This is a genomic window from Sorangiineae bacterium MSr11954 (genome assembly GCA_037157815.1).
Lineage (GTDB): Bacteria > Myxococcota_A > Polyangia > Polyangiales > Polyangiaceae > Pendulispora > Pendulispora albinea.
The window spans coordinates 2,505,576-2,531,865 of the sequence record CP089984.1; the positions used below are offsets into that span (position 1 = coordinate 2,505,576).

The 26,290-nt window shown below is 68.1% G+C and carries 12 protein-coding genes; 5 read left to right on the forward strand and 7 right to left on the reverse strand.

Annotated features, from left to right (window positions below; all coding sequences use genetic code 11):
• Nucleotide 1: 1 nt before the first annotated feature.
• Together LZC94_10155 and LZC94_10160 are read right to left on the reverse strand one after the other, a co-directional pair.
• A complete protein-coding gene (locus LZC94_10155; GenBank protein ID WXB17623.1) occupies nucleotides 2-1,723 on the reverse strand; it encodes a cyclic peptide export ABC transporter in 1,722 nt (573 codons plus the stop codon).
• The gene (locus tag LZC94_10160; protein WXB17624.1) at nucleotides 1,720-12,714 is read right to left on the reverse strand and encodes an amino acid adenylation domain-containing protein; all 10,995 of its coding nucleotides are present in this window, start codon (nucleotides 12,712-12,714) and stop codon (nucleotides 1,720-1,722) included. Before LZC94_10160 ends, LZC94_10155 begins: the two co-directional genes overlap by 4 nt.
• 667 nt (nucleotides 12,715-13,381) lie before the next feature.
• On the opposite strand from LZC94_10160, the gene mxcH reads away from it, so the two are divergent.
• Complete coding sequence (gene mxcH / locus LZC94_10165) at nucleotides 13,382-15,856, forward strand: TonB-dependent siderophore myxochelin receptor MxcH (protein ID WXB17625.1); 2,475 nt, start codon at nucleotides 13,382-13,384, stop codon at nucleotides 15,854-15,856.
• A gap of 20 nt (nucleotides 15,857-15,876) precedes the next feature.
• Nucleotides 15,877-17,118, forward strand: a complete 1,242-nt coding sequence (locus LZC94_10170; protein ID WXB17626.1) for a hypothetical protein — start codon at nucleotides 15,877-15,879, stop codon at nucleotides 17,116-17,118.
• 40 nt (nucleotides 17,119-17,158) lie between these two features.
• Here LZC94_10170 and LZC94_10175 read toward each other — a convergent pair whose 3' ends face one another.
• Together LZC94_10175 and LZC94_10180 are read right to left on the reverse strand one after the other, a co-directional pair.
• The gene (locus tag LZC94_10175; GenBank protein ID WXB17627.1) at nucleotides 17,159-17,398 is read right to left on the reverse strand and encodes a hypothetical protein; all 240 of its coding nucleotides are present in this window, start codon (nucleotides 17,396-17,398) and stop codon (nucleotides 17,159-17,161) included.
• A 74-nt stretch (nucleotides 17,399-17,472) separates the two neighbouring features.
• Nucleotides 17,473-17,709, reverse strand: coding sequence for a hypothetical protein (locus LZC94_10180; protein ID WXB17628.1), 237 nt, complete (start codon nucleotides 17,707-17,709; stop codon nucleotides 17,473-17,475).
• 421 nt (nucleotides 17,710-18,130) lie between these two features.
• Here LZC94_10180 and LZC94_10185 point away from each other — a divergent pair, with 421 nt between their 5' ends.
• From LZC94_10185 to LZC94_10195, 3 genes are read left to right on the forward strand one after another with little or no spacing between them, the layout of a single operon-like run.
• Nucleotides 18,131-19,150, forward strand: coding sequence for a PEGA domain-containing protein (locus LZC94_10185; protein WXB17629.1), 1,020 nt, complete (start codon nucleotides 18,131-18,133; stop codon nucleotides 19,148-19,150).
• Nucleotides 19,151-19,208: 58 nt separating this feature from the next.
• Nucleotides 19,209-20,678: a hypothetical protein gene (locus tag LZC94_10190; GenBank protein WXB17630.1), complete on the forward strand. Its 1,470-nt coding sequence runs from the start codon at nucleotides 19,209-19,211 to the stop codon at nucleotides 20,676-20,678.
• A gap of 11 nt (nucleotides 20,679-20,689) precedes the next feature.
• Nucleotides 20,690-22,453 carry a hypothetical protein gene (locus LZC94_10195; GenBank protein ID WXB17631.1) on the forward strand — a complete coding sequence of 588 codons (1,764 nt, stop codon included), beginning with the start codon at nucleotides 20,690-20,692 and terminating at the stop codon, nucleotides 22,451-22,453.
• Nucleotides 22,454-22,615: 162 nt separating this feature from the next.
• Here LZC94_10195 and hflC read toward each other — a convergent pair whose 3' ends face one another.
• From hflC to LZC94_10210, 3 genes are read right to left on the reverse strand one after another with little or no spacing between them, the layout of a single operon-like run.
• On the reverse strand, nucleotides 22,616-23,527 hold the full coding sequence (gene hflC, locus LZC94_10200; protein ID WXB17632.1) for a protease modulator HflC: 912 nt from the start codon (nucleotides 23,525-23,527) through the stop codon (nucleotides 22,616-22,618).
• Entirely contained in the window at nucleotides 23,524-24,576 is a 1,053-nt protein-coding gene (hflK, locus tag LZC94_10205; GenBank protein WXB17633.1) for an FtsH protease activity modulator HflK, read from the reverse strand. The genes hflC and hflK overlap by 4 nt, the downstream gene beginning before the upstream one ends.
• The gene (locus LZC94_10210) at nucleotides 24,573-26,249 is read right to left on the reverse strand and encodes an MFS transporter (GenBank protein ID WXB17634.1); all 1,677 of its coding nucleotides are present in this window, start codon (nucleotides 26,247-26,249) and stop codon (nucleotides 24,573-24,575) included. The genes hflK and LZC94_10210 overlap by 4 nt, the downstream gene beginning before the upstream one ends.
• Nucleotides 26,250-26,290: the final 41 nt, after the last annotated feature.

A 26,290-nucleotide genomic window follows, 5' to 3' on the forward strand; every position in this document is an offset into this window, starting at 1 on the left:
TTCATGAGGTGCTCCTCGCGAGCGCGGGCTCGCTCTCATGAGCGTTGAAGGCCTCGACGACCGGCCCCGGGGAGAGCGGCTGCGCCGTGACCGCGATCTCGGAGAGAACGCCGAAGTCCATGTGCAAGCAGCGATCGGCGACCCCGAAGTACTGCTCGTCGTGGCTGATGACGAGCGCGGTCTTCCCCTGCGCCCGCAGCTCGGGGAGAAACTCCCGGTAGAAGACCCTTCGAAACTCGGGGTCCTGATCGGCCGCCCACTCGTCGAAGAGGTAGAACGAGCGATCCTCGAGCAGGGCCGCGATGAGCGCCAGCCGTTTGCGCTGCCCGGTCGAGAGCCCGCCCACGCGCAACCTTCCACCCTCGACGGTCACGCGGCGATCGAGCTTGAGCCGCTCGAGGTACCCGGTCACCCGTTCGCGGGCGCGGGCATCTCCGAGATCGAGCTGCTCGTCGAAGACATGGTAGTCGGCGAAGATGGCCGAGAAGATCTGGCGGTACTGGTCGCGGTTCGCGGCGCCGATGGCCACTCCATCGACGCGGAGCTCGCCCTCTTCGGGGGCATAGAGCCCGAGCAGCACCTTGGCGAGGGTGGTCTTGCCGCTCCCGTTGCCCCCCACGAGGAACACGATCTCGCCCGGGCGGAAGTCGAGCGCGATGGGGCCGAGTCGAAAGCTCGTCTCCTCGTACTCGCGCATGTAGCTGTGGGTGACGCCGCGGAGCTCGATGCGCTGCCAGCTCGATCCGAGGGCGCGTGCGGGCAGGGCGGACAGCGCGCGCGGCTGGTCGGGATCGGCGAGCGCGAGCCCCAGGTCGTCGAGCTTCCGAAACGCCACGGCGGCGCGGCCGGCCGAGGGGGCGATCTCCACCAGCTGCGCCACGGGGCCCATCAGATACAAGAGGGTCAAGGTGGCGCCGGCGACCGCGGAGGCCGAGAGCCCTGCGGCGCTGGGAAGAACGAACACAGTCGCGCCGAGCGCGGCGTAAAACAGAAGTCCGCCCCAACCCATCCCCACGCTGTAGCGGGTCATGCCCCCGACGAAGTCGCGCTCGTAGGTGGTGAGGCTTTGGCCCAGCGAGTCGGCCAGAAAGGCCTCGCCTCGTTCGCGGTTGATCTTCAGCTCCTTGATGCCCACGGTGAGCGCGCGAAAGTGACGAAAGAGGGTGTCGCTGGTCTCGCGCGCCCGCTCGAAGAAGCGCAGCGCCCCGGCCTCTTGGAGTCGGAAGAGCGCGACGCCGAGGACGAGCGCGCAGAGCACCACGAGGAAGGCCGAGCGGGCGATCCAGGCGAGGTACACGAGGCAACCGAGGATGGTCGCGGCGCAGACGCAGATGTGGGGCAGCTGCACATAGGCTTGGGTGATGACGAGGGCGTCGTCGTTGAGCGCCGCCAAGAGACGATGGGGACCCTGCGCCTCGATCTGCCGAAGCGGCGCCTCGATGATGCTCCGGCCGAGCCTTCTCCGAACCTCGCCCACGATGGACTGACCGAGCCGGGTGAGGAGCACCTCCGAGACGCCCTTGCTGAGCACCGCCAGCAAGGTCAGTCCGATGAAGCTGGCGATCAGCCGTTCTCGGGCTTCGCCTGCTGCGGGCGCGCTGGACATGGCTTCGTGCACGAGGCCGATCACGGCGGCGCCCGCGAAGCCGCTGGCGAGACCCGCGCCGATCGCGCAGGCCACGACGGGCCATGAGCCCCTCAAGAGGGAACCAAAGGGGTTCATTCGCTTCGCCCCTTGATGCGGCGCGCGGCGCTTCGCGGGAGCGCCACCAACGCCGGCTCGGCCGGCGGCGCAGAGGGCTCGGCGCGGAGCGCGCGAACCCGCTCCGCCAGGCCGAGGGCCGTGGGGTGCTCGAAGAAGTCCTGGAGCGCCAGGGCGACCCCGAACACGTCGCGGACGCGATTGAGGATTTGCAGGGCGACCAGGGACTCGCCGCCCAGGGCGAAGAAGTCTTTGCTCGGATCGAGCTTGGGGACGCCGAAGGCTTCGGCCCAGAGGGCGGCCATTCGATCTTCCAGTCCGTCGAGGGATACGTCCTTCGCGTTCGGCGCGCGTGGGGAGGGCGAGGTGGTCGCGCTGGTCGATGGGGTTGCGTTGGTCGAGGCGGTTGCGCCGGTCGAGCGGGACGGCGGGCCGGCGGCGTGTTCCCGGTCGTTGGTGCCTGCTCCGAGGTGCTGCAGGAGGAGTCGCCCTTCGTCGTCCTTCGGGAGTCCGTCGAGCACCTGCGTGGAGACGAGGACGTGCGAGGGCGCGGTCTGCGCGATGAGCCGGCAGAAGACTTCTTGCCCCTCGGCTGCCGACATCGCCGGCATGGGGTCGGCGCCGTGCGGGAGGGAGTCGGGGCCGTGCGGCGGCAAGCGGATCGAGAGGCCCAGGGCTTCGAGCTGGGCGGCGGCGCGTGCGGCCATGCCGATGCCGCGCCAGCGATCGAGGCTCACGGAGATCGTCTTTCGCGCGGCGCGGCGGGCGAGGCTCTGCGCGAAGGCGTCGAGGAACGCGTTGGCGGCGGCGTAGCCTGCTCGCCCCACGCCTCCGCTCGACGCCGTGAGCGACGAGCAATAGAGGACGAAGTCGAGCGGCGCATCGCCAGGCGGCGCATCGCCAGGCGGCGCATCACCAGGCGGCGTGTCGCCGAGCGGCGCATCGCCAGGCGGCGTGTCGCCGAGCGGCGCATCGCCAGGCGGCGTGTCGCCGAGCGGCGTGTCGCCGAGCGGCGCATCGCCAGGCGGCGCATCGCCAGGCAGAGTGTCGCCAGGCAGAGTGTCGCCAGGCGGCGTGTCGCCGAGCGGCGCATCGCCAGGCGGCGTGTCGCCGAGCGGCGCGTTGCGGAGCGCCTCCTCGAGCGCGAGCGCGCCCAGCGCCTTGGGGCGCAGATCGGCGATGAAGGACTCGGCGGTGAGTCCTGCGAGGAGGCCGCCACCCGCGGTCCCGGCCGCGTGAATCACGCCGGCGAGGGGGCCGAATCGCTCGCGCGCCCGGGCGAGGACGGCGCGCACGGCCGAGACGTCGGCCACGTCGGCGCGCTCCACGAGCACCTCGGCGCCCAGGCTCTCGAGGAGGCGCACGCGCTGACATTGCTCGTCCGTGGGCTCCGAGCGGCCCATGAGCACGAGCCGCGCGCGCACCGCGCGCGCAAGGGTCTCGGCCAGGGCGAGCCCGATGCCGCCGAGCCCCCCCGTGATGAGGTACACGCCCCGTTCGCGGAGGCCGGCGCCGCGGGGGGCTTCCTCGATTCGGATCGGTGCCACCGTGGGAAGCCATCGATGCGCGCCGCGCAGGGCGACCACGGGGTCGTCCGAGGTGCATCGAATCTCCGCGAGGAGACTTTGCACGGTGGCTTCGAGCTCGCGCGCCTCGTTCGCGACGGCGCTTGCCGTCTCCAGGTCGACGAGCCGGCCGCGAAGGCGGGGCCACTCGAGGGAGAGCGTCCGGCAAAGACCGATCAGCGGCGCCTGCTCCGGGCGCAGGATTTCGCGGCCGGTCACGTCGTGCAAGCCCTGCGCGAGGACCAGGAGCCTCGCGTCGTTCATCGCGCGACCCAGCGCCGTCGCCGCCGCCATGACGCTCTCCGCGCCGCGCCGCTGTGCGCGCAGAAATGCGTCCGCCTCGAGGGCACCATCGTTCGCGCGCGCGCCGTCGCTCGAAGTGCCGTCGCACGTGCCGTTGCTCGAAGTGCCGGCACGCGTGCCGTCGCTCGAAGTGCCGTCGCGCGTGCCGTTGCTCGAAGTGCCGGCACGCGTGCCGTCGCTCGAAGTGCTGTCGCTCGAAGTGCCGGCACGCGTGCCGTCGCTCGAAGCGCCGAGGGCGAAGGCATGCACGATGTGCGTCCGCGACCCGGTCGTGCCCTCGGCGCACGCTGCGGCCAGGGCCCGATAGTCGTCCACGGCGGTGGGCCGAAGCACGTACTCGTGCGCACCGGTCTTGGCGAAGGCGGCGCCGCTCCGCGCGCGCGTAACCCGGCCGCCGGCTGCCCCGAGGGCACGGACGAGCCGCGTTACGAGCGGAACGTCGTCGCCCAAGACGACCCAGTGCGTGCCCGGGTCCACCGCTTCCAGCGGCGCGGCGGGCGCGCGCTTCCACGAGGGCGCGTAGAACCAGTCGCCCAACGAACGCGCTCGCGCCGGCGCGTCGGGTGCTTTGCGCGGGCGCGGCTCGAGCCAGTGGCGTTGCCGCTCGAACGGCGTGGCGGGCAAGGAGACCCGCCGGCCCCGCTGCGCGCGGGCGAGCGCGGTAAGATCGATCGGCGCGCCAAGGGCCCACACGCGCCCGACGGCTTCGAGCAAGGTCGCATGCTCGCTCGCCGCGGCGAGGCCGCGCGTCGCACCCGCGTCCTCGGTCGAGCGCGAGCCCGAGCCCGAGCCCGAGCGCGGCGCGCTGGGCATCGAAGGCCACGCGAGGGCCGGCGCGCCCGCGTTCCGCTGCCACAGCCCCGTCAGCGTTCGTCCCGGACCGACCTCGATCGCGATCCGATCGGGGCGCGCGCGGAGCGTGCGGACGCCCTCCGCAAAGCGCACGGGCTGGCGCAAATGCCGGACCCAATACGCGGGATCCTGCGCCTCGGCCGCCGTGATCCAGGTGCCGGTGACATTGGAGATCCAGGGCACGCGCGGCTCGGAGAACGACACCCGCGCCGCCACCTCCCGGAAGGCGTCGAGCACGCCGTCCATGAGGTGCGAATGAAACGCGCGCTCTCCGCGCAGACGCCGCGACTGCAGCCCCGCGGCGGCGGCCTCGCGCTCGACCGCCTCGATCGCGGCGACCGATCCCGAGAGCACGCACTGCCCGTCCGCATTGACCGCCGCCAGCGCCACCTCGGCGCCCAACCAGCGCTGGATGGCAGCCTCGGACGCGGGGATCGCCAGCATCGCGCCCGCGGGGGTCGCTTCCATCAGACGCCCGCGCGCGGCGACCAGCGCCAACGCGTCGTCGAGGCTCATGCAGCCCGCGAGGCACGCAGCCACGTATTCGCCCACGCTGTGACCGATCATCGCCTCCGGCTCGAGGCCGAGCGATGCCCAGACCCGCGACAGCGCGTACTCGAGCACGAAGAGCGCAGGTTGGGTCCGCGAGGTCCGGTCGAGCGGCGAGCCTTGCGCCTCTGCGGAGGCCGCAGCGAACAGCACCGCCTTCAAATCGAGGCCGAGGATCGGCTCCAGACGGCGCGCGCAATCGTCGATGGTGCGGGCGAAGACGGGCACGCGCTCGTACAGCTCCCGGCCCATCCCGGCGCTCTGGCTACCCTGGCCGGGGAACAGAAATACCACCGGCGGAGCCTCCCCCACCGGGCTGCTCGCCTGCACCGCCTCGCGATCCGCGCGCAACGCCGAAACAGCTTCCGCCTTCGACCGCACGACCAGCGCCCGACGGTGGGTGCCCGCACGCCGGCCCACCTGCAAGGTAAACGCGGTATCCGCCAGGCCGAGGGCTGCGTCCTCCTCGAGGCGCGCAGCCAGCGCGTCGCTCACCGCAGCAAGCCCGTCGCCCGAGCGCGCCGACAGCACGAGCAACCGACTCTCCGCCAGCCGCGGCTCGTCGCCCATGGTCTCGCCTCGCGGCTCCGCGCCCACGGTCTCGCCTCGCGGCTCCGCGCCCACGGTCTCGCCTCGCTGCGCCGCGCCCGGCGACTCGCCTCGTTGCGCCGCGCCCATGGTCTCGCCTCGCTGCGCCGCGCCCGGCGACTCGCCTCGTTGCGCCGCGCCCATGGTCTCGCCTCGCTGCGCCGCGCCCACGGTCTCGCCTCGCTGCGCCGCGCCCACGGTCTCGCCTCGCGGCTCCGCGCCCATGGTCTCGCCTCGCGGCTCCGCGCCCACGGTCTCGCCTCGCGGCTCCGCGCCCATGGTCTCGCCTCGCGGCTCCGCGCCCACGGTCTCGCCTCGCGGCTCCGCGCCCACGGTCTCGCCTCGTTGCTTCGCGCCCACGGTCTCGCCTCGCTGCGCCGCGCCCATGGTCTCGCCTCGCTGCGCCGCGCCCATGGTCTCGCCTCGCTGCGCCGCGCCCACGGTCTCGCCTCGCTGCGCCGCGCCCGGCGACTCGCCGCGCCCATCCCCCGGCGACTCGTTGCGCTCTTCCAACTCGGCGCCGGCTCGCACCGGCGCTTGCTCCAACACGGCATGCGCATTCGTCCCACCGAGGCCAAACGCGCTAACGCCCGCGCGCCGCGGCCCGGAGGCCGCCCACTCCAGCAGCCCGGTCGCGACCCGAAACGGACTGCGCTCGAAGTCGATGGCCGGATTGGGGGTCGCAAAGTGCAAGCTCGCCGGGATCCGACCCTCCCGCACGGCCAGGGCCGCCTTGATGAGCCCCGTGACCCCCGCCGCCGCATCCAAGTGCCCCACATTGGTCTTCACCGAGCCGATCGCGCAGAACCCCGCCCGCTCCGTGCTCGCCCGAAACGCCTGCGTGAGCGCCGCGATCTCGATCGGATCGCCCAGCGGTGTACCGGTGCCGTGGGCCTCCACATAGCCCACGGAGTCCGCCGTGATGCCCGCGGCCGCGTGCGCGTCGCGAATCACGCGCGCCTGCCCGTCCACCCGAGGTGCCGTGTAGCCGATCTTCTTTCGCCCATCGTTGTTGACGGCGGAGCCCTTGATCACGGCGACGATGGCGTCTCCGTCGGCCAGCGCATCACCCAGCCGCTTGAGGAGCACCACCCCCGCGCCGCTCCCCGACACCGTCCCTTGGGCGCGTTCATCGAACGCACGGCAGTGCCCATCGGGCGAACCAATCGCGCCCTCTTGGTAGAGAAATCCCGCCGTCTGCGGCACCGTGATCGACACCCCGCCGGCCACCGCGAGATCGCACTCCCCGCCGAGCAGCGCCTTGCAGGCCAAGTGAACGGCCACCAACGAGGTCGAGCACGCCGTTTGAACGGCGACGCTCGGCCCTTCCAGGTTCAGGCGGTACGACACGAGGGTGGTGAGGAAGTCCTTGTCGAGCGCCAGCAGCGCCGCCATGTCCGCCGCCGACTCCAGCCTCACGCCCTCGGGGAACCGATGAAAGAGGTAACCACTGAGGCTGGAGCCCGCATAGACACCGACCCGCCCCCCCGCGCGCTCGGGATCGTAGCCCGCGTCCTCGAACGCCTCCCACACGCACTCGAGAAAGACGCGATGCTGCGGATCGAGCAGCGCCGCCTCCCGCGGTGAAAAGCCAAAGAACCCCGCGTCGAAGCGATCGATCCCATCGAGCACCGCACGGGCCCGCACGTAGCGCGGGTCGGACACCTGCGCAGGGTCCACCCCCGCCGCCAAGAGCTCCTCGTCCGTGAGGGTCGCAATGGACTCGACCCCCGCGCAGAGGTTGCGCCAGAACGCGCGAACATCCGGCGCCCCCGGAAACCGCCCCGCCATGCCGATGATGGCCACGTCGTTCCCCTCGATGCGCGCGCGCCCCCGTTCCGTCACCCATGGCGCGCCCGCGCCCTCCGACCCCTCGGCGGAGGCGTCGCCCTCGGCGGAGCCCGACGCGGAGAGCGCCGCCGCCAACGAGGCGATCGTCGGGTGCTGAAAGAGAAGGAGCACCGGCACATCGCGGCCCACCCGCTCGCGGAGACGGTTCGCCACCTCCGCCAGCAGCAACGAGTGCCCGCCCAGGTCGAAAAAATTCTCGTGCACCCCCGGATGCCGAACGCCCAGCACCTGCTCCCAAATCGCCGCGATGGCCCGCTCCAGCCCCGTTCGCGCCGCCCCCGTCGTTCGCAACGGCACACCCGCGTCCGCACCCGTATCTGCAAGCGCCGGCAGCCGGCTGCGATCGACCTTTCCGTTGGACCCAACGGGCATGTCCTCGAGCCAAACGAGCTTCGACGGCACCATGGCCTCGGGCAGGTGCGCGCGCAGATGGGCACGCAGCGCCGTCGTGTCCCCGGCGCCCGGGCCTACCCCGGTCACGTAGGCTACGAGGTACGTCGCACCCGCGCCGCTCTCCCCGAGCATCACCGCGGCCTCGCGCACATCCGGATGCCGGCGCAGGCAGGCCTCGATCTCGCCGACCTCGATGCGCATCCCGCGCACCTTCACCTGATGATCGAGCCGCCCCAGAAACTCGAGCGCTCCATCCGCCCGCCGCCTCACCCGATCGCCCGTCATGTACAGCCGGGCGCCCGGCGCGTCGCTCCAGGGATCGGGCCTCCACCGCTCCGCCGTGAGCCGCGGATTCCGCCAGTAGCCGCGCGCCACACCCGCGCCGCCGATCGCCAGCTCGCCCGCGGCGCCATCGGGCAGCGGCGCGCCCTGGCGATCGAGCACGTAGAGCCGCGTGTTCGGGAAGGGCAGACCGAGGGGAACGCCCCGGCCCGTGTGTGCCTCCGGCGCGGCGCTCTCCTCCGCCTCGAAGAACGCGTTGTCGATGGTCGTCTCGGTCACGCCGTAGCCGCTGAGCAGGCGCGTCGTGGAAGGGAGCTGCCTTCGAAGCTCCACGTAGTCGCGCATCGACCAGGCGTCGGAGCCCACGATGAGCAGCCGAAGACTCCCGAGCCGCTCGCCGTACGCCATCAACGGCTTGGCCAGCGCCGGAACGAGATCGAGCGCCGTCACCTGCTCGCGTTGCACCAAGGTCGCCAGCGCCGCCGCGTCGATCGACGCCTCGAGGGGCGCGAGCACGAGCGAGCCACCCGAGCCGAGCGCCCGAACCCAGTCGGCCGTCCAAACGTCGAAGGCCGGGCTCGCGACCTGAAGAAAGCGCAGCTCCCCGTCGCGCATGCGATAGACGTCCTGCCAAGCGGCAAAGGCGTTGGCCAACGTGCGATGGCTCACCATCACCCCCTTGGGCCGGCCCGTCGAGCCCGACGTATAAATGATGTACGCCAGGCGATCGAGCGCACCCTCGGCGGCGCGATCGCGATCGCGATGGGGCTCCGCCACATCGCAACGCTCGACCCGCTCCAAATCCACCACGTGAACGCCGTTCGAAAGCGCAGGCAGCCGGGCGGCACCCGCACCGCGCGTGATCACCACGGAGACGCCCGCGTCCTCGAGGGTGGCGCCGGCGCGCTCGGCCGGATGGCTCGTGTCGAGCGGAACGTACGCGCCGCCCGCCTCCAGCACCGCCAGCGCGCTCGCCACCAGATCGAACGATCGGTCCAAATAGAGCGCGACCCGCACCTCGCTGGAGACACCGAGCCGCGCCAGATGCCCCGCCAGATCACGGACGCGCGCGGCCAGCTCCCCATACGTGCACCGCTCGGAGCCCGCGATGAGCGCCACCGCGTCGGGCTGCCTTACCGCCTGCGCCCGAAACAGCTCGTGAACGCACAGAGGCGGCACCTCGACCCGCGCCTGCGCCCCGAACGTCCGAGCACGTTCGCGCTCGGTCAGGATGGACAGCTCCGAGAGCGGCGCGTCCGGGCGCGCCGCGATCTGCTCGAGCACCCCGCGCAGTCGCTCCCCGAGATCGCGGATCGTCGCGCGGTCGAAGAGATCCGTATTGTACTCCCAGACCCCGCGCAGCTCACCCTCGGCGGGCACGAGATCCAACGCCACGTCGAGCTGCGCGGTGCCCGTATCGAACTGCTCGACGGCAAACGTCACATCGGCCAACGAAGGCCAGGCGGGCAGGGGAGGCTGCATCGAGACCATGGCCTGGAAGAGGGGCGCGCGGCTTGGATCGCGCGCGAGCGGCAGCTCCCGAAGCACGCGCTCGAACGGCACGTCCTGGTGCGCCTGCGCCTCCTCGACCGCCCGGCGCACGCGCGCGAGCAGCTCCGCCGCCGCGGGATCGCCCCCCAGATCCACGCGCAACGCGAGCGTGTTGATGAAGCACCCCACGGCCCCCTCGAGCACATTTTCACCTGCCCGTACCCGCGCGCGTCCGGCGACCGGCGTTCCGAGGCAGAGATCCGACTGCCCCGTGTACCGATGCAACAGCGCGAACAGGCCCGCGGTCACCGTCGCAAAGAGCGTGGCCCCCTGCTGCCGTCCGAGCCGCGCGAGCCGCTCCACCAACTCACCCGGCAGGACGAATGTCTCGCGCGCGCCGGCGTACGTCTGGACGGGCGGTCGAGGTCGATCCGTCGGGAGCTCGAGGGGCGGCACCGGCCGCTCGAGCCGCGCCTTCCAGTAGCGAAGCTGCGGCTCCCAAAGACGCGCGCGCTCCGCGCTTCGCTGCGCCAGGGCTTCGTCGGCAAATGCAAACGAGCCCGCGTTCGCCGGCAGCGCCGGCTCGCGCCCCGCAGCAAACGCCGCGTAGTGCTGCAGCAGCTCGCGGAGCACGATGGTCAACGACCAGCCGTCCACCACCAGGTGATGGGCCGTGAGCGTGAGGACATGCGCGCGCCCCCCCACGTCGAACAGCTCGAAGCGAACCGGAGGACCACCATCGAGCGCGACGGGCCGCCACATGTCCGACCGCCCCACCTCGATGGGCAGCGCCACCGGCGAAGGCGGCACGATCCTCTGGCAGGGGCGCCCTTCGTCCGTCGCAAAGCGGGTCCGCAACGCGGCATGCCGCGCGACCACCGCGTTCACCGCCCGCTCCAGGGCCTCGCGATCGAACGCGCCAACGAAGCGCAAACCCCCCGCAATCTGGTAAACCGGCGCCGGCGCCACGAGCTGCTCGAGGAACCAGAGACGCTCCTGCACGAACGAAAGCGGGACCCGCTCGGGACGCTCCGCAGCCTCCCGCGCGGAGCCCACCACCCCAGCACCGCCCGCCTCTACGAACCTCGACGGCTGCGCCTCGATCCATTTGGCCAGCGCCGCCACCGTATTCGTCTCGAACACCTGCGCAGGCCCCACCTCGACCCCGAACGTCTCGGTCGCCCGCGCGCTCAATTGCATCGCCTTCAGCGAATCGCCCCCCAGCTCCAGGAACGCATCGTCCGGGGTCACCCGCCCGCACTGGAGCACCTCCGTCCAGATCCGAGCCAACGCCGCCTCACGCGGCGTAAGCTCCCGCGCATCGTCCGCGCCCGCCGGCCCCACCGCGCCCGCATCCGCGCGGGTCGCCTCCCAGCTCCAGATGGCCGGCAGCTCCCCATTCACGAAGCGCTCCCGGCACGCCCGCCGCTGCACCTTGCCGCTGGTCGTGCGGGGAAGGCTCCCGCGCCGGATGAAAACGAGGGCGAAGACCGCCACCTCGTGCTCCGAGGCGATCGCCTCGCGGACGCGAGCCCCCGCGCGCGCCCACTCCTCCGCCGCGCGCGTTCGGAACTCCTGGACGACCACCAGGCGCTCCTCGCCGCCCACCTCCACCGCGAAGGCCGCCGCACCGCCCCCGCCCAGCGCCGCGCTGCACCCTTCGGCGCAAGCCTCGAGATCGTGCGGGTACAAGTTCCGACCCCGGATGATGATCAGATCCTTGAGCCGCCCCGTGACATAGAGCTCCCCATCGCCCACGAAGCCCAGATCGCCCGTTCGCAAGAACGGCCCTTCGCCCGACGCGAGCCGCGCCCCGAACGTGTCCGCCGTCTCCTCGGGCCGCCCCCAATAGCCGCGCGCCACGCTCCCACCGCGCACCCAAATCTCCCCCACCTCGCCCGCGCCACAAGGCTCCGCGCGCACCGGATCGACGATCGTCACCACCGCCGGATCCTGCGGCCCGCACCCCACCAGCCGCGCGACCGCACCCTCGCCCCTCGCGCCATCACCCGGCACGAGCACCGCCCGCCCCTGCTCGAGCGCCGCCCGCTCGACCGCCCGCACCACCGGCGGCGCGCTGCGCGAGCGCGCACTGACCAACAGGGTCGACTCGGCCAGCCCATAGCAAGGAACGAACGCCGAAGCCCGAAACCCGGCGCCCGCGAACGCCTTGGCAAAGCGTTCCAGCGTAGCCTCCCGCACCGGCTCCGCGCCGTTGAAGGCCACGGTCCACGAGCTCAAATCGAGCGCCTCGCGCTGCTCCGGCGCGATCTTGTCCACGCAGAGATCGAACGCGAAGTTGGGGCCGCCGCTGGTCGTCCCGCGGTAGCGCGTGATCGCCTCCAGCCAGCGAAGTGGGTTCGTCAAAAAGTGCTCGGGCGTCATCTGGATGCAGGGCGCGCCCACATAGAGCGGCTGCAGGATGTTTCCGATGAGCCCCATGTCATGGTACGGCGGCAGCCATCCCACGATCACGCTCTGGTCCGTCTGCCCGAACGCGCCTTGGATCATCCGCTCGTTCTGCAGAAGGTTCGCGTGGGTGAGCGCCACGCCCTTGGGCACCCCGGTCGAGCCCGACGTGTACTGGAGAAAGGCCAAGTCCCCCGGCTCGATGGAGAGCGGCCGCCATTCTTCGTCCGCGCCGTCCGGGATCGAATCGATCGAGACCCAGTGCAGCGCATCGAGCTCCGGAGAACGCGCCGCGATGCCGCTCGCAGCGCGGATGGTTCCCAAGAGCGCCTCGGTGGTCAGTGCCACGGTGGGACGGGCGTCGCGGATGATGGAAAGCAGCCGCGGAAGGCCCCGCCGTCGCTGGGGCAGCGGCACGGGCACCGTGATCAACCCCGCGTAAAGGCAGCCAAAGAACGCGGCGATGAAATCGAGCCCGGGCGGCAACACGATGAGCACACGGTCGCCGGCGCGCGCGCGCGATTGCATCGATCCCGCCACCGCGCGAGCCCGCCGATCCAGCTCGCCATACGTCGTCGAGCGAACATCTGATGCGCCGTCCGCGAGGAAGGTGTACGCGTGGGACGATGGGCGCTCGCCCGCGCGACGTCGAAGCAGCTCGATCAACGTCGTGGGCTCTCGGGACGGAGCGGTCGTAAGCGCGCGTGTGCGCGGTTCGTTCGATTCCATAATGTCCTTGGCACCAAATCCGAAATTCGAAGAATCCAGGACAGCGAGCTGGATCCGCTTTCGGGGCTCTAAGAATCAGGATCGCCGGCCGGCCGGGGACGCTTGCCGCTCAACGTTTCAGAAGGCCATTGGTCCGAGCGCCATTGGCGCACGCCAAGAAATATTTGTGCGATCGGTTGCTGAATATGAAAATCAGTCTCAACTGTCAACGGTGAAAGGTCAGCATCGCGTACGCGGGGGCGACTGTCGCTCGGACATCATCCGTCTCAATCGTCCGCGAGGAGGGGTCGATCGCATGCTCGGGGTAACCGTCGGTTGGACATCGAACACCTCAACCGTCCGTACGAAAGGACTCGAGTCGAACGTTCGGATGTTGTCGATAAAACATCGATCGTCGATGATGCTGCGCCATCCCCGTGACGAGCCGCATGAGCCCTTCGCAATTGACCCGACCCTCGGATACACGGTATGCGCGGACCATTTTGGATGACCGAGGCGTAGCCCGACCCACATACATTCTCGCTGTTCCAGGAAATAGGAATCATTCGCACCTTCGAGGGGCACCCGCGGCCCGCCGACTATGACACAGTGGATCCCCGATCTCCGCCTCCCAGCGGCCCTTCTCGTGAGTCTTGGCGTGTTGAGCCTTGGCGGGGATCGTGCCGCGTTGGCGCAGGGTGTCCCGTCTTCGGGGGACACCACGAGGTCCGAGGGGGCCGGCGCGGCCACGGTCCATCCGCCGGAGCTCCTTGCGTTCGTGGACGCGGACTACCCACCCGAGGCCCTGGCGGCCAGACGGGAGGGCCGGGTGGTGCTGCGGCTGACGCTCGACACGGAGGGCTTGGTGATCGACGCCGACGTGACGGAGCACGCGGGTCACGGCTTCGACGAGGCCGCCCGCAGCGCCGCGCTTCGTTTTCGCTTCTCCCCGGCCCGACGCGGTGACAAGGCCGTCGCCGCCCGCATCCTGTACACGTACGAGTTCCGTCTGCCCCCGTCACCCGCGCCGCCTGCGTCGCCCGCGCCAACCTCCGCGCCGTCCGCACCCGAACGAGCCCCGGACCTCCCATCGCCCGCGCCGCAGCCCTCCACGTCGGGCGACAAGCCCGTCGAAGTCAATGTCAAGGGCATCTCCGAAGCGAACCGCATGCGGCAGTCCGCGCAAGCCGTGAAGGTCATCGAGCTGGAACAGGCGCAGCGCGAGTCCGCGGATCTCGGCGAGGTGCTCGCGCGCTCCGGGGGCATCAGCGTCCGGCGCGGCGGCGGGCTCGGATCGGGCACGCGCTTATCGCTCAACGGCCTCACCGACGATCAGATCCGCTTCTTGGTCGATGGCGTGCCGCTCGAGCTCGCGGGTTATCCGTTTGGCGTCGCCAACGTCCCTTTGAACCTCGTCGAACGGGTCGAGATCTACCGCGGCGTCGTCCCCATCCGCTTCGGCGCCGACGCCCTGGGCGGCGTCGTCAACCTCCGCACCGACACCGAGGTGCGTGGAACGCACGGCGCCGCGTCCTATCAAGTGGGCTCGTTCGGCACCCACCGCCTCACCCTCGCCGCGCACACCCTCGATGAGCCCACCGGCAGCTTTACGCGCGCCACCGCCTTCCATGACTATGCCAAAAACGACTACCCCATCGACGTCGACGCGGCAGACGCGCGCAGCCGGGTCGTCCGCGCGCGCGTGGATCGCTTCCACGACGCCTACCGGGCTACGGGGGCCAGCGTCGAGACGGGCTTCGTCAACCGCCCATGGGCAAAACGCCTTTTGCTGCGCGCCTTCGTCACCGACTACACGAAGGAGCTTCAGCACAACGTCGTCATGACGGTCCCCTACGGGGAGGTCGAATACGGCGAGCTCACGTCCGGCGCCACCCTTCGCTACGAGAACGTCCTCGCCAAGAAGCTCTCGGTCAGCCTCATCGGCGGCTACACGCAGAGCCGCATCACGTTCCGCGACGTGAGCCTGTGCGTGTATAGCTGGTTCGGACAGTGTCTCCCGGAGCTGCGGACGTCGCCCGGTGAGGTCGAGTCGAAGCCGCACGACATCCTCCTCACGCAGCACAGTGGCTTCGGCCGGCTGAACGCCAATTGGCAGCTCCACCCGCGGCATTCCATCCGGCTCTCGCTCTCGCCCACCTATGTCACCCGCAAAGGCGACGAGCGGCGCGAAGCGGATCCCAACGAACGCGATCCGCTGGCGGCCCAGCGCGATCTGTTCACCCTGGTCAGCGGGGTCGAATACCAAGCGGACCTATTGGGCGATCGTTTGGAGAACATCGCCTTCGTCAAAGACTATCTTCAAATCGCGCGGACCGAGGAGCCCCAGCCGGGACGCTTCGTGCGCCGCCACGATCGCGATCTCCACCGCCTCGGCGTCGGCGATGCCCTCCGCTACCGCTTTCGCCCCTGGCTCTATGGAAAGGCCTCGTACGAGCTGGCCACGCGCCTGCCGCGGCCCGAGGAGATCTTCGGCAACGGCGCGCTCATCGTGGCGAACCTCGAGCTGAAGCCCGAGACCAGCCACAACGTCAATGTCGGCGCCATCATCGACGGCACCGAGACCCGCTACGGCGCCTTTCGGTTCGACGTGAACGGCTTCGTTCGCGTCACCGATCAGCTCATCAACCTGCGCGGCAGCGACCGCACCGCCATGTACGAGAACGTCTCGAGCGCGCGCTCCATCGGCGCCGAGACCACGGCCGGTTGGACGTCGCCGGGCGAGTACCTCGCGCTCGACGGCAATTTCACCTACCAAGATTTTCGCAACACCTCGCGCGAGGGGACGTTCGGCAACGAGGGCGACCGCATCACCAACCGCCCTTACTTGTTCGCCAATGGCTCGGCGCGCCTCCAATTCCGCCGCGTGGCCGCCTCCAACGACGAAATCGCGCTCGTCTGGAATACGCGCTACGTGCACGAATTTTACCGCGGCTGGGAGAGCCTCGGCTCGCGTGACTCCAAACAAATCGTCCCATCGCAGCTCCTGCACTCGCTCGCGCTCACGTACCTCGTCCGCGGCAACCCGCTCATTTTGAGCTTCACGGGCGAGGTGCAGAACCTGACCAACGAACCGGCCTACGACTTCATTGGCGTTCAGCGGCCGGGGAGAGCCTTCTATTTCAAGTCAACCGCGGAGTTCTGACTCCGCAAAAGGGAACAGCCATGAATTCGATGTTTGACGGCGCCATGAGTTTGAAGCGGATTGCCCTCCTCGCCGCGCTCCTCACCGTGTCGGGCGTCCCCGCATGTGGCAAGGACGATCCCGCGCCCGGCGGTGGCCCCGACGGCGATACCAGCCCCGCGTACTTGGTCGGCACCCGGGTCTGGAACGACAGCGCCACGACATCGTACTTCCAGGTGGTCTCCTCCATCGACGAAGCCACGACCTTCGACCCCAAACAGGCGCTGGAGGTCGCCGGCTCGGCGAAGCTCTACACCATCCCCGGCGTCGGATGGTTCGCGGTCGGCAACGGCGACGATCCCACCTTGACCCGCTTCACCTTGGGCAACGGCCGCAAGCTGCTGCAGCAAGAGAAGATCACCCTGCAGCCGCAGGGGGTCGGGCGCCTCTGGGACACGCTCTATGTCGTCTCCCCCACCAAGGTCTATTACCCCGATCGCGAGGGCCGGCAGCTGGTCATCATCAACCCCACAGAGATGACCGTCGAAGGCACCATCAAGCTCCCGCAAACGGAGCGCACCGGGTACCTCTCCCTCTACGGCTACGGATCGCTGCTGCGCGACGGTAAGCTCATCTTCCCCGTGGGGTGGTTCGACTGGGACGTGGGCGACAAGGTATTGGGCGAAACCGGCTTGGTGGTGATCGACACCGCCACCAACACCGTCTCCCGATTCGACGTGGACAACCGCTGCGGAGGAATCACCACCCCGGTCCTCATGGCATCGGGCGATATGTACTTTACGAGCTCCGCCCTCGCCGGTGCCGCCTTCCGACTGGGCCGGCTGCCCACGGCGCCCTGCGCGCTGCGCATCAAGGCCGGCGCCGATGCCTTCGACCCGAGCTACCTGGCGCGCCTCTCCGACGTCACCTCCACGGCCATCGCGGGCGAGCCGATCCCCGCGGGCGGCAACAGCATGTTCCTGCGCGTCTTCGACGAGACGGCGGCCACCGTAAAATCCGACGACCAAACCTGGAAGCTCACCAGCCAAGCTGCGTGGCAGTGGTGGCGTTGGGACGTCACCACCGCCAAGGCCGTTCGTCTCAGCGAGCTCCCATCCGCCACCGCCGACGCCCTCTGGTTCCAAGTCGATGGCCGCGTATTCGGCGCCGACGCCAAAACCGACTACTCCTCGACCACGCTCATCGAGCTCACCGCCCAAGGAGGACCCAAGCGCTCCTTGACCGCGCCCGGGTTCCTCCACGGCGTCGCGCGCGTGCGCTAGGCGCGGGCACCCACGCGCGGAAGCGCTGGCGACGGCGCCTTCAGCGGGGGCACTTCTTGATGCACCGGCCATAGAGCGGGACGCACTGCGAGTGGGGGTGCGTCTCGAGGCAACCCTCGAGGAGAGCGTCGCAGCGCTGCTGGCACTCCTCGCATTCGGGGCTGCACACGGCGCGCTCGTCGCCCCCGTTGGCGTCGCCGGCCAAGGCCTGACTCGGGGTCGTCATGCCGAGCCCCAACGCAAAGATGGCCATCGAACAAAAGGCAAATAACTTCTTCATGGCGTTACCTCATCGTGTCGAACCTCACGCCGCACACGAACGGGCGCGTGCTCCCTTGATTTGCGATCCCCGACTCAATGAGGGCACGCTCGGAGGCACCGTTGGTACGCGCGCGCGCAGATGTGATGAGGCAGGTCGAAGACGCACGCATCGAACTCGTCTTGGCAATCCTGCCGACACTGCTCGCACTCCGGATCGCAGGCGGCGGATCCCTCGATGGTGACGTCCTCGGCCAACGCGCGGCGCGGCGATGCGGTGCTGATCCCAAGAGCGAAGATGGCAATCGAGCAAAAAGCAAATAGCTTCTTCATGGCGTTTACCTCATCGTGGTTGAAGTCCGAGTGCCATGTTCAAGTTTCGTGCCTTCAGTCCTGTTCATGACGGCTCGTGACGGAGCGTGAAAACGAGGCGCCTCGTTCGTCCGCGTGACGTGCGGCGACCACCCGCGTCGTTGCGCGATGCAACGTACGTTTCACGCCCGCACCGTCCCCCGGCGAGAGCGCGGCCCGATGCGGTCGATGACGCGTCGTGACGGGAAACTTTCCCTGCTGGCGTAGGCTGTAGGATGGTCTCGATGTACTAATGACGCCGGGGGGATCGACGTCATTTCAAGAGCCCCCGAGGGGGCGTCTTCATGGTGATTGGCGGCGAAGATACGTATGCCAATGATGCCGCAAACGAAGAGTCCGGCCTCCCTTGACACACCGAGGGATCACATTGTCTTCTAGTGCGATGCAAGGTCGTAACGGCCGGGCGGCGTCGTTGCTGTTCGCTTTGCTGGTCTCTTCGTCGAGCCTCGCGTTCGGCCAGGAGCCGCCCCCCGCGCCCCCGGCAGGAAAGGCGGCGGAGCACCCGGCCAACGCCATGGCCGAGGCCCGCAAGCGCCACGATCTCGGCCTCAAACTGTATGACGACGGCAACTACGAGGCGGCGCGCATCGAGTTCGAGCGCGCCTTCGCCCTCGCGCCAAGTCATAGGATTCTCTACAACATCGCACTCGCATATCGGGCGCTCAACAATTATGTGGACGCGCTGAATACGTTCGAACGCTACCTCGCGGAGGGCGGCTCCGAGATTCAACCGGACCGACGCGCTCGGGTCGAAAAGGACATCGCGGAGCTCCGCTCGCGAATTGCGCGCGTGCGCGTCATCACCAATGTGCCGGGGGTCGAGATCTCCATCGACGGTATCGTCGTTGGAAAGGCGCCTCTGACCAAGCCTTTGCCCGTCAACCCTGGGGTCCGAAAGGTCTCCGGTCAGGCTCCGGGGTACTTGCCGAGGACCATCACGATCACCGTCGGCAGCACGGACGAAGCCACGGCGGACCTGGAGCTCGAGAGCCTCTCCAAGACGGCGCGCCCCGAGCCAAAATCGAATCCATGGGTTGCCCCGGCCGTGGTTGGGTGGAGCGCCACGGGGGTCGCCGCGATCACGGCGGGCGTGTTTGCCGCGCTCTCCTTGAACGCCAAATCCGATCAGCGCGATAAGCTCGAGCAGATGGGGGTCACCCACGACGAGCTGAAATCCGCGCGGGACAAGACGCAGACCTTATCGGGCGTGGCGGACGCCTTGCTCATCACCACGGCGGTGTTTGCCGGCGTATCGACCTTTTTTACCGTTAAGCTGATGACAACGAAACACCATGCCGAGGGGGAGAAACACGCGCGGCAACCGGAATTGCGGAATCTAGAATTGCGGAATCTAGAATTGCATTGGGGGCCCGGTGGCATCGCCGCATCGGCATCGTTCTGAGCCGGTGCAGCCCATGGGACGTACGTCGCGCGCAAAACGCGTATTATCTTACTTTGGCATGTCGGTAGCATTTCCTTCCAAAATCGGTGTTACGGCCGGTGTCGTCGCGGCGCTCGCCGTCCTCGCGAACTGCCTGGACGATCCGCGCAAAGACGATCCCGTTCGCGTCACGAACAGCTGCACGAAGGGTGCGCTCTCGACGGACCCGAGCTCGCCGCAGTCGACCTTGCGGGCCTTTCTCGACGCATCGGAGCAGCTCCTCGTGCGGGCCACGGCGACCGAGGCCGAGCTTCGCGACGCGTGCAACGCCCTCGACGTGGAGCTGGGGCTTCCCACGGGCACCGACGCCGTCACCGCGTGCAAATCCATTGGCGCGCGCGTCGAAGAGGTGAGCAAGAAGGGACCGATCCCCAACCCGGGTCTTCCGCAATGGGCCGAGCTTCGATTTGCGCCCGACTGCACCGTTGCGCCCGAGGCGCTCGGCCAATGCATTTCATCGTGCGCGGGACCCTGCGAGACGGCCAAGTGCGAAGCCGGGCAGCTCGCGGCGCCTTGCTACGGCGAGTGCAAAGGCCTTTGCCTCACGGAGGGGGAGGACATCCCGTGCAACGGTTCTTGCGTCGGCGAAATCCCGATCGACGGCGAACCCACCACGTGCAGCGGTGAATGCCAAGGCGTGTGCACGGGCGCCGATTGGTCGGCACGGTGCACGGGATCGTGCGCCGGTGCGTTCCGTGGCTCCTGCGCCGGAACCTGCACCGGTCAATGCGACGGTCAACCCATCAACACGGACCCGACCGACGCCGGCACCGACGGCCGCGCGCCCGGCGACGGCGGTTCGAGCGAGGCGCCGTCGTTGGTGGAGCCCCCGCCCACCAACGCCGACGGCAATTGCAAAGGTCTCTGCGTGGGCGTCTGCAGCAAAGGCGCGAATGGCTACTGCCACGGCGCGCCTTGCCTGGACTTTCCCTCCAGCGGGGCGCCGGCGCTCGCGCCTTTTTCGGGCGGCAACTGCTTCTCGGGGGGCTGCGGCGGCCTTTGCAAAACGGGCTTCGGCAGCGGCGCCACCAAGCTTTGTCGCGGCAAGTGCACCCAGAAAAAGGCCCAATGCGATGGCCTTTGCCTCGGCGAGTGCAGCGGCACCCAAGGCGCGGCGCCGCTCATTTGCAAAGGCAAATTGCGATGCAACCAGAACGTGGAGTGTGAAAACGCGTGCCAGGCCAGGGCACAACTTGCCACCACCTGCGCGGAGCCCAGGACGCTCGAAATGTATGCCATCACGGATCCCGCGCTGTTGGCCGCGTTTCAGAGGCATGGAGCGAAGCTGGCCAAGCCGATTTCGGAGCTCCGGATACTACGGACCGCGTTTGGCTTCTTGGGGCGCCGCGCCTACGGCGATTTCGTCACCATCGGTCTGCGCGGCGATCTCGCCCGCGCCTGCGTCGCCAAAGCGGTCGCCAATGTGGCCGACGCCGACGTCGCGATCCGGGCCATCATCACCGCCGACCCCACGGTGCGAAAGCTCTAATGGATAGATCCATGCGGTATGCATCGATTCGTCGCGTGGCGCTCGCCGCCCTCCTGGCCGCGGGCGCCCCGAGCGCCGTCATGGCCCAGCAAGGCTGCTCCTTCAGCACGAACACGACGGCCGTGCAGTGCACGTCGGAGGACGAGTGCCTCGCGTTGGGACCATCGTTCGCCGGCACCACCTGCGATCCCCTCTCTCGCACGTGCGTTCGCGTCCCGGAAGACCAGGGGCTCTGCAGCACCAACAAGGAGTGCATCGACAAGGCCGGTGGGGTTCCGGCCATCTGCCGCCGGCGCGATCGCCGCTGCGTCACGCTCGCCTCGCCCGAGTGCCCGACCATCATGGCGGAGCCGGGACAAGTGTCGAACGACGACGCCATCGTCATCGGCGCCATCACCCCGGGGGGAGGCGATACGGAGCTCGGCGACAACATGGAGGCGGCGCTTCATCTGGCGCAAATCGAGCTTTCGAAGGTGGGCGGCCATGGGCTTCCGTCGATATCGGACAGGCCCGAGGGGCGCCCGCTGGTGATCGTCGCCTGCCGCGAGTTCGGCCCCGAGGGCTACGAGTCCATTTTGCGAGCGGCCGATCACCTCGCGCGCGATATCGAGGTTCCGGTCAATATCGGCCCCGTCGACTCGGGGAGCGCCGCCATCGTCGCGGCCCAGGTGTTCAACCCGAGGCGCATCCTCTCCATTTTGCCATCGGGGAAGAGCTCCATCCTCGCCACCCTGGCGAACCCCGTCGCCCCCACGCCCATCATCTGGAGCCCGTCCTATGGCGATCGCGAGATCACCAACGCGGCGGTGAAGCTGGTCTCCAAGGTGCTCGAGCCTCGGATTCACGCGCAAGGAGAGCCGGGGCCGATTCGGGTGGCCGTCCTTTCGGAGGACAACTTCCTCGGGCAGATGTCCACGAGCATGCTCCAAGATCAGCTATCGTTCAATGGCAAGTCCGCCGTCGACAATGGCGCCGCTACACCGCCCAACTATCTGCGGCTGAGCATCGGCGATCTCCTGGACCCCGTCGGCAACCCCGCGCCGGAGACCAAAATCGCGGCCGCCATCCGGAGGGTGTACGAGTTCAAGCCGCACATCATCTTTCACTCGTACGCGCCAAAGGCCGTCGCCGCGACATTCTTTCCGTTGGTGCGCAACTACCCGCCCGCCACCGCCGGCACCCCCGTGCCCTATCATATCGACGTGGTGGCCACGTTTGGCGCGTTCCAGCCGCTGGAGGAGGTCATCGACAACTTCTCCAAGCCATCGATCCCCGCGCAAGCGCGGCTGCGCTCACGGCTCTTCTCGGCCGAAACGCGCGTGGTCGATCGCACCCGCAACGACGCGTGGGTCATCAAGTTTCAAAATCAGTTTCCACGGTTTGCGACGTCGTCCTCACCAAAAACGCTGCTCGTCCAATCCTGGTACGACTCGGCCTACATGGCGGCCTTCGCGATCGTCGCCAATGGGAAGAAGCCCCTCACGGGCGAAAACCTCGCCGCGACCTTGCCGCAACTGATCCCCCCCGGTCAACAGATCAGCCCCGGACCCGATGATACGCAACGCGCGTTCGGGCTCCTCGGCTCCGGCCAAGGCATCGACCTCGACGGGCTCTCCGGTAACCTCAACCTCGATCAGCGAACCGGGCGAACGCGGTACAACATTTCGATCACGTGTCCCAACACCGGCACCAACGGCAAAACGCAAGGCTTCAAGGACTCGGGGTTCTATACGGAGAACCAGGAAGGGGTGGGAAACATCAACCATTGCGACTGAGGACCGAGGGCTATCCGCGCCGCGGTCGAGAAGACTCGTCCCGCCGGCCAGAATTACGTCCTAACGCCACGTGCCCGACGTCACTCGACGGAGTCACGTGCCCGACGTCACGTGCCCGACGTCACTCGACGGAGTCACGTGCCCGACGTCACGTGACCGACGTCACTTGACCGACTCCAAGTAATGATAGAATTCCGAATCGGCGCGGATCATGAGGGTGGTGTTCGCGCTCATCGTCTCGCGGTAAGTCTCGAGGGTCTTGAAGAGACCATAGAACTCGGGGCTCTGGCCGTAGGCCTGACCGTAAATGCGGGTCGCGCGGGCGTCGGCCTCGCCGCGGATCTCCTCGGCCTTGCGCGAGGCCTCGGAGCGAATGGCCTGGAGCTCCCGCTGCATCTCACCGAGGATCTCTTCGCTGCGGCCGCTGCCCTCGGAGCGGAATTTCTCGGCGATGCTCTGACGCTCCGAGATCATGCGGTTCTCGACCCGTTCCCGTACGCTGGCGATGTAGTTGACCCGCTTGATGCGAACGTCCAAAAGCTCGATCCCGTAGCTGGAAATCTGCGCCTGGGCGGACTCGAGGATCTCACGCTCCAAGTCTTCGCCCCCGCGCTCGGCCGTGGGGGCCGGGTTGGCCTCGGACGGAGACTTCCAACCGGAGGAGCGAATGATCTCTTCGAGCCTGGCCCCGGAGACCTTGTTGCGCACGATGGAGTGCAGGATGTCGTCGAGCCGGTCTTGGGCGCCCCGATCGTCGTGGACGCTCTCCAAGAACAGGCGCGGGTTCGCGATGCGCGAGCGCGCCGTGGTGTTGACCAGGATGAACTCGCGACCGAGCGTCGGAATCTGCTCGAGATCGCTGGTCGAGACCAAGAGGCGCCCGTCGAAGCGGCGGACCTCGTCGAGGATGGGGAGCTTCCAGTAGAGCCCCGGCTTGGTGAGCACCTGGCCCCGGATCTCGCCGAATCGAACGATGAAGGCCTGTTCGGCCTCCCCCACGACGAAGGCCGAAAGCGAAAGGGCGACCAGAAGAACGGCGCAAAGGACGCTCAGACCCGCCACCTTGGGTTTCATTTTTGTGACCCTCCCTGCTCATTTAAGTGAAAGAACGATTGCGGGTGGCTCTTACCATCTTGCACGACGATGATCTTGCCGGCCTTGGGCGCCACCTCCCGGATGGTCTCCAAGTAGAGGCGTTTGCGGGTCACCTCGGGCGCGAGGCGGTATTCCTTGAGGACGGCCTGAAACCGGGCCGCGTCCCCCTCGGCGCGATGGACCCGCTCGATGGCGTAGGCCTCGGCCTCGGCGATGGTCCGTTTGGCTTCGCCGACGGCCTTTGGGATCGCATGGTTCTTTTGCAGGATGGCCTCGTTGATCATCCGCTCTCGCTCTTGCCGGGCCTCGTTGACCTCGTTGAACGAGGCGCGCACCTTTTCGGGGGGCAGCACGGCCTGCAACTCCACCGCGGTAATGCGGATGCCGGAGTCGCAGCCATCCATCGCCCCCTGGATGGCGTCGCGCGCCAAAAGCGAGATCTCCGCGCGGCCCGTGGTCAGCACGTCGCTGGCCAGGCGATTGCCCACCAGCCGGCGCATGATCCCCTCCGAGGCATCGCGCAACGTGCGCTCGGGCTCCCTCAAATCGTGGAGGTATTTGATGGGATCCTGAATTTGATACTGAATCACCCAGGAGACATCGACCATGTTGAGGTCCCCGGTGAGCATCTCGCGCTCCTCGTGGTAGCCCTCGGTCACCGGGCGCTCCTGGTGCGCGTGCGGATCACGGCCTTCGGCCGACTCACTGCGAAATCCGAACTCCTGCTTGAGAACGCGCTCCGTGGGCACCTTGTGGACGTCCTCGATGCCGAAAGGCAACTTGAAGTGCAGCCCTGGTCCCGTTTGGCCCATGACCACCCCAAATCGCTTGATCACGGCGCGCTCGTCCGGTTCGACGGTATAAAACAAGCTCTGCGCGACCATTCCGCCGACGATGAGCGCGCCGACCATGAGGTTGATGGCCCAAACGCTCGTGGCCGCGGGCTCCGAGCGGCTCTTTGCGGGCTCGGAGTCGCCTTCGACGGCGGCTAAAAATTCGACGTCTCCTTTTACGGCTTCGTCATTCATGGGAGGACTCCGGGGCCAGAGGCCACGTCAGGGTGTTGGCCCGTCAAGGTCGGTGCAGGGTCGGGATCCGCTGCGGCGAGCAGCTCGTGCGGGCTCGGATAAAGCTCCGATGCGAGCGGGTATTTGGCCCATACGAGCGCGAGGAAGCGGGAGGCCTCCTCGCGCTCGAGATGGCGCCGGTCTCCAAAGAGATCCACCAGCTCCCGCCGCAATTTCCAATCGAGCAGAAGGCGCCGAACGTAATTCCAGAGGGAGAGCTCGGAGAACGCACGCTGCGAGGGGCCGAAGCGAAACTCGAATTGGACACCCGACGGATCGGGCGGCAAACGGCGTTCGTGGCCCTCGGGATCATTCGTGAGCACATCGCGCGAGACGCCTGCGGAGAGCTCGCGAGAAAGACCTGGAGAAAGACCTGCGGACGGCGCGGGGCTTCCTGCGGATTTCCGCGCATGGATCGCGCGGATGTGGAGGGACAGGAACGTCAGCACCACGAAGAGCATCGCGACCACCGTCCACGCCACCGTTCGATACGACTGGGCCAGGGAGGCTTGGTCTGCCCAACGGCCAATCAGGTACGAGATTCCCTTGGCCCCCAAGGTGCCCGCCATCAGACCGATGCCCGACAGCATGGCGCTCCTCGTCGGGGCGCGCTCCATCGAGAGGCCCAGCAGCAGAGGAAAAATCGCCCCCAGCCCAAAGCCAAACAGGAAGTTGAGGATGCAAAGGGCGTTGTAGCTTCGGTACTCCAAGATGGACACCGCCGCGACGGTCGCGGTCGCGATACCCATCGCCATCAATGTCGTGGGCCGCAGCTTCCACGTGAGCCAACTGCTCAGCAGCCGCGACGAGGCCATGCCCACCAGAAAGAGCCCAAAGGCCTCGCGGGCTCGCTCGGGAGGGAGCCCAATGATCTCGTTCGCGTAGGTGACGAACCAAACGCCATGCCCCCACTCGGTGGCTTGCAGCAGAAAGCAGCCCAAGGTGAAGGGCAGGAACATGGGGTCGGAGAGCAGCGACAGATAATCGGTCTTGGTGCGAACGGTCCTCCGCTCCGGCGCGCGCGTCGAGCTTTCGACCAGGCGCGCGGCCAGCACCGAGGTCATGAGCAACAGGGCCGCCGCGACCAAAAAGACGAGCCGCCATCCCTTTCCCGTCCAGTTGCCAAAGGTCGTAAAATAGTTCACGAGCAGGGGAGTCGACAGGCTCCCCAGGCTGAACAAAAAGTCCATGAAGCTCAGGATCGATACCTTGTTGTCCTTGCCGACCCTGGCGGCGGTCGCGTGCCCCGCGGTGAAGAACAAGCTGCCCGACAAGGAGAGGGCAAACGCATAGATTTTGTAGCGCGCGAGATCCTGCTCGTCGTAGAGGAGCAGCAGGCACGCCACGGAGAACAAGGAGGTGATGACGAAGAGCGTCCGTACATTGGCGACGTAGAAGGCCTTTCCACCGATGTACGCGCCGAACAAAAATCCGGCCGACCAGTAGACGAACACCACGCCCGCCTGCTCGTTGGTGACGCCGAACTCCTGTTTGATATTGGGCATCGAGACGCCAATGACCGTGCTGAGCAGGCCAAAGACGAAGAACCCAATGCACAGGATCGAGAGCGCGTTCTTTCGTTCTTGTTCTTCTTGTTCTTTTTGGTCGAGCGCGAGAGCGCCAGGCGATGACATGAGCCTTCCTTTTTCGTGCGATCCGGCGCGCCAATCACCGC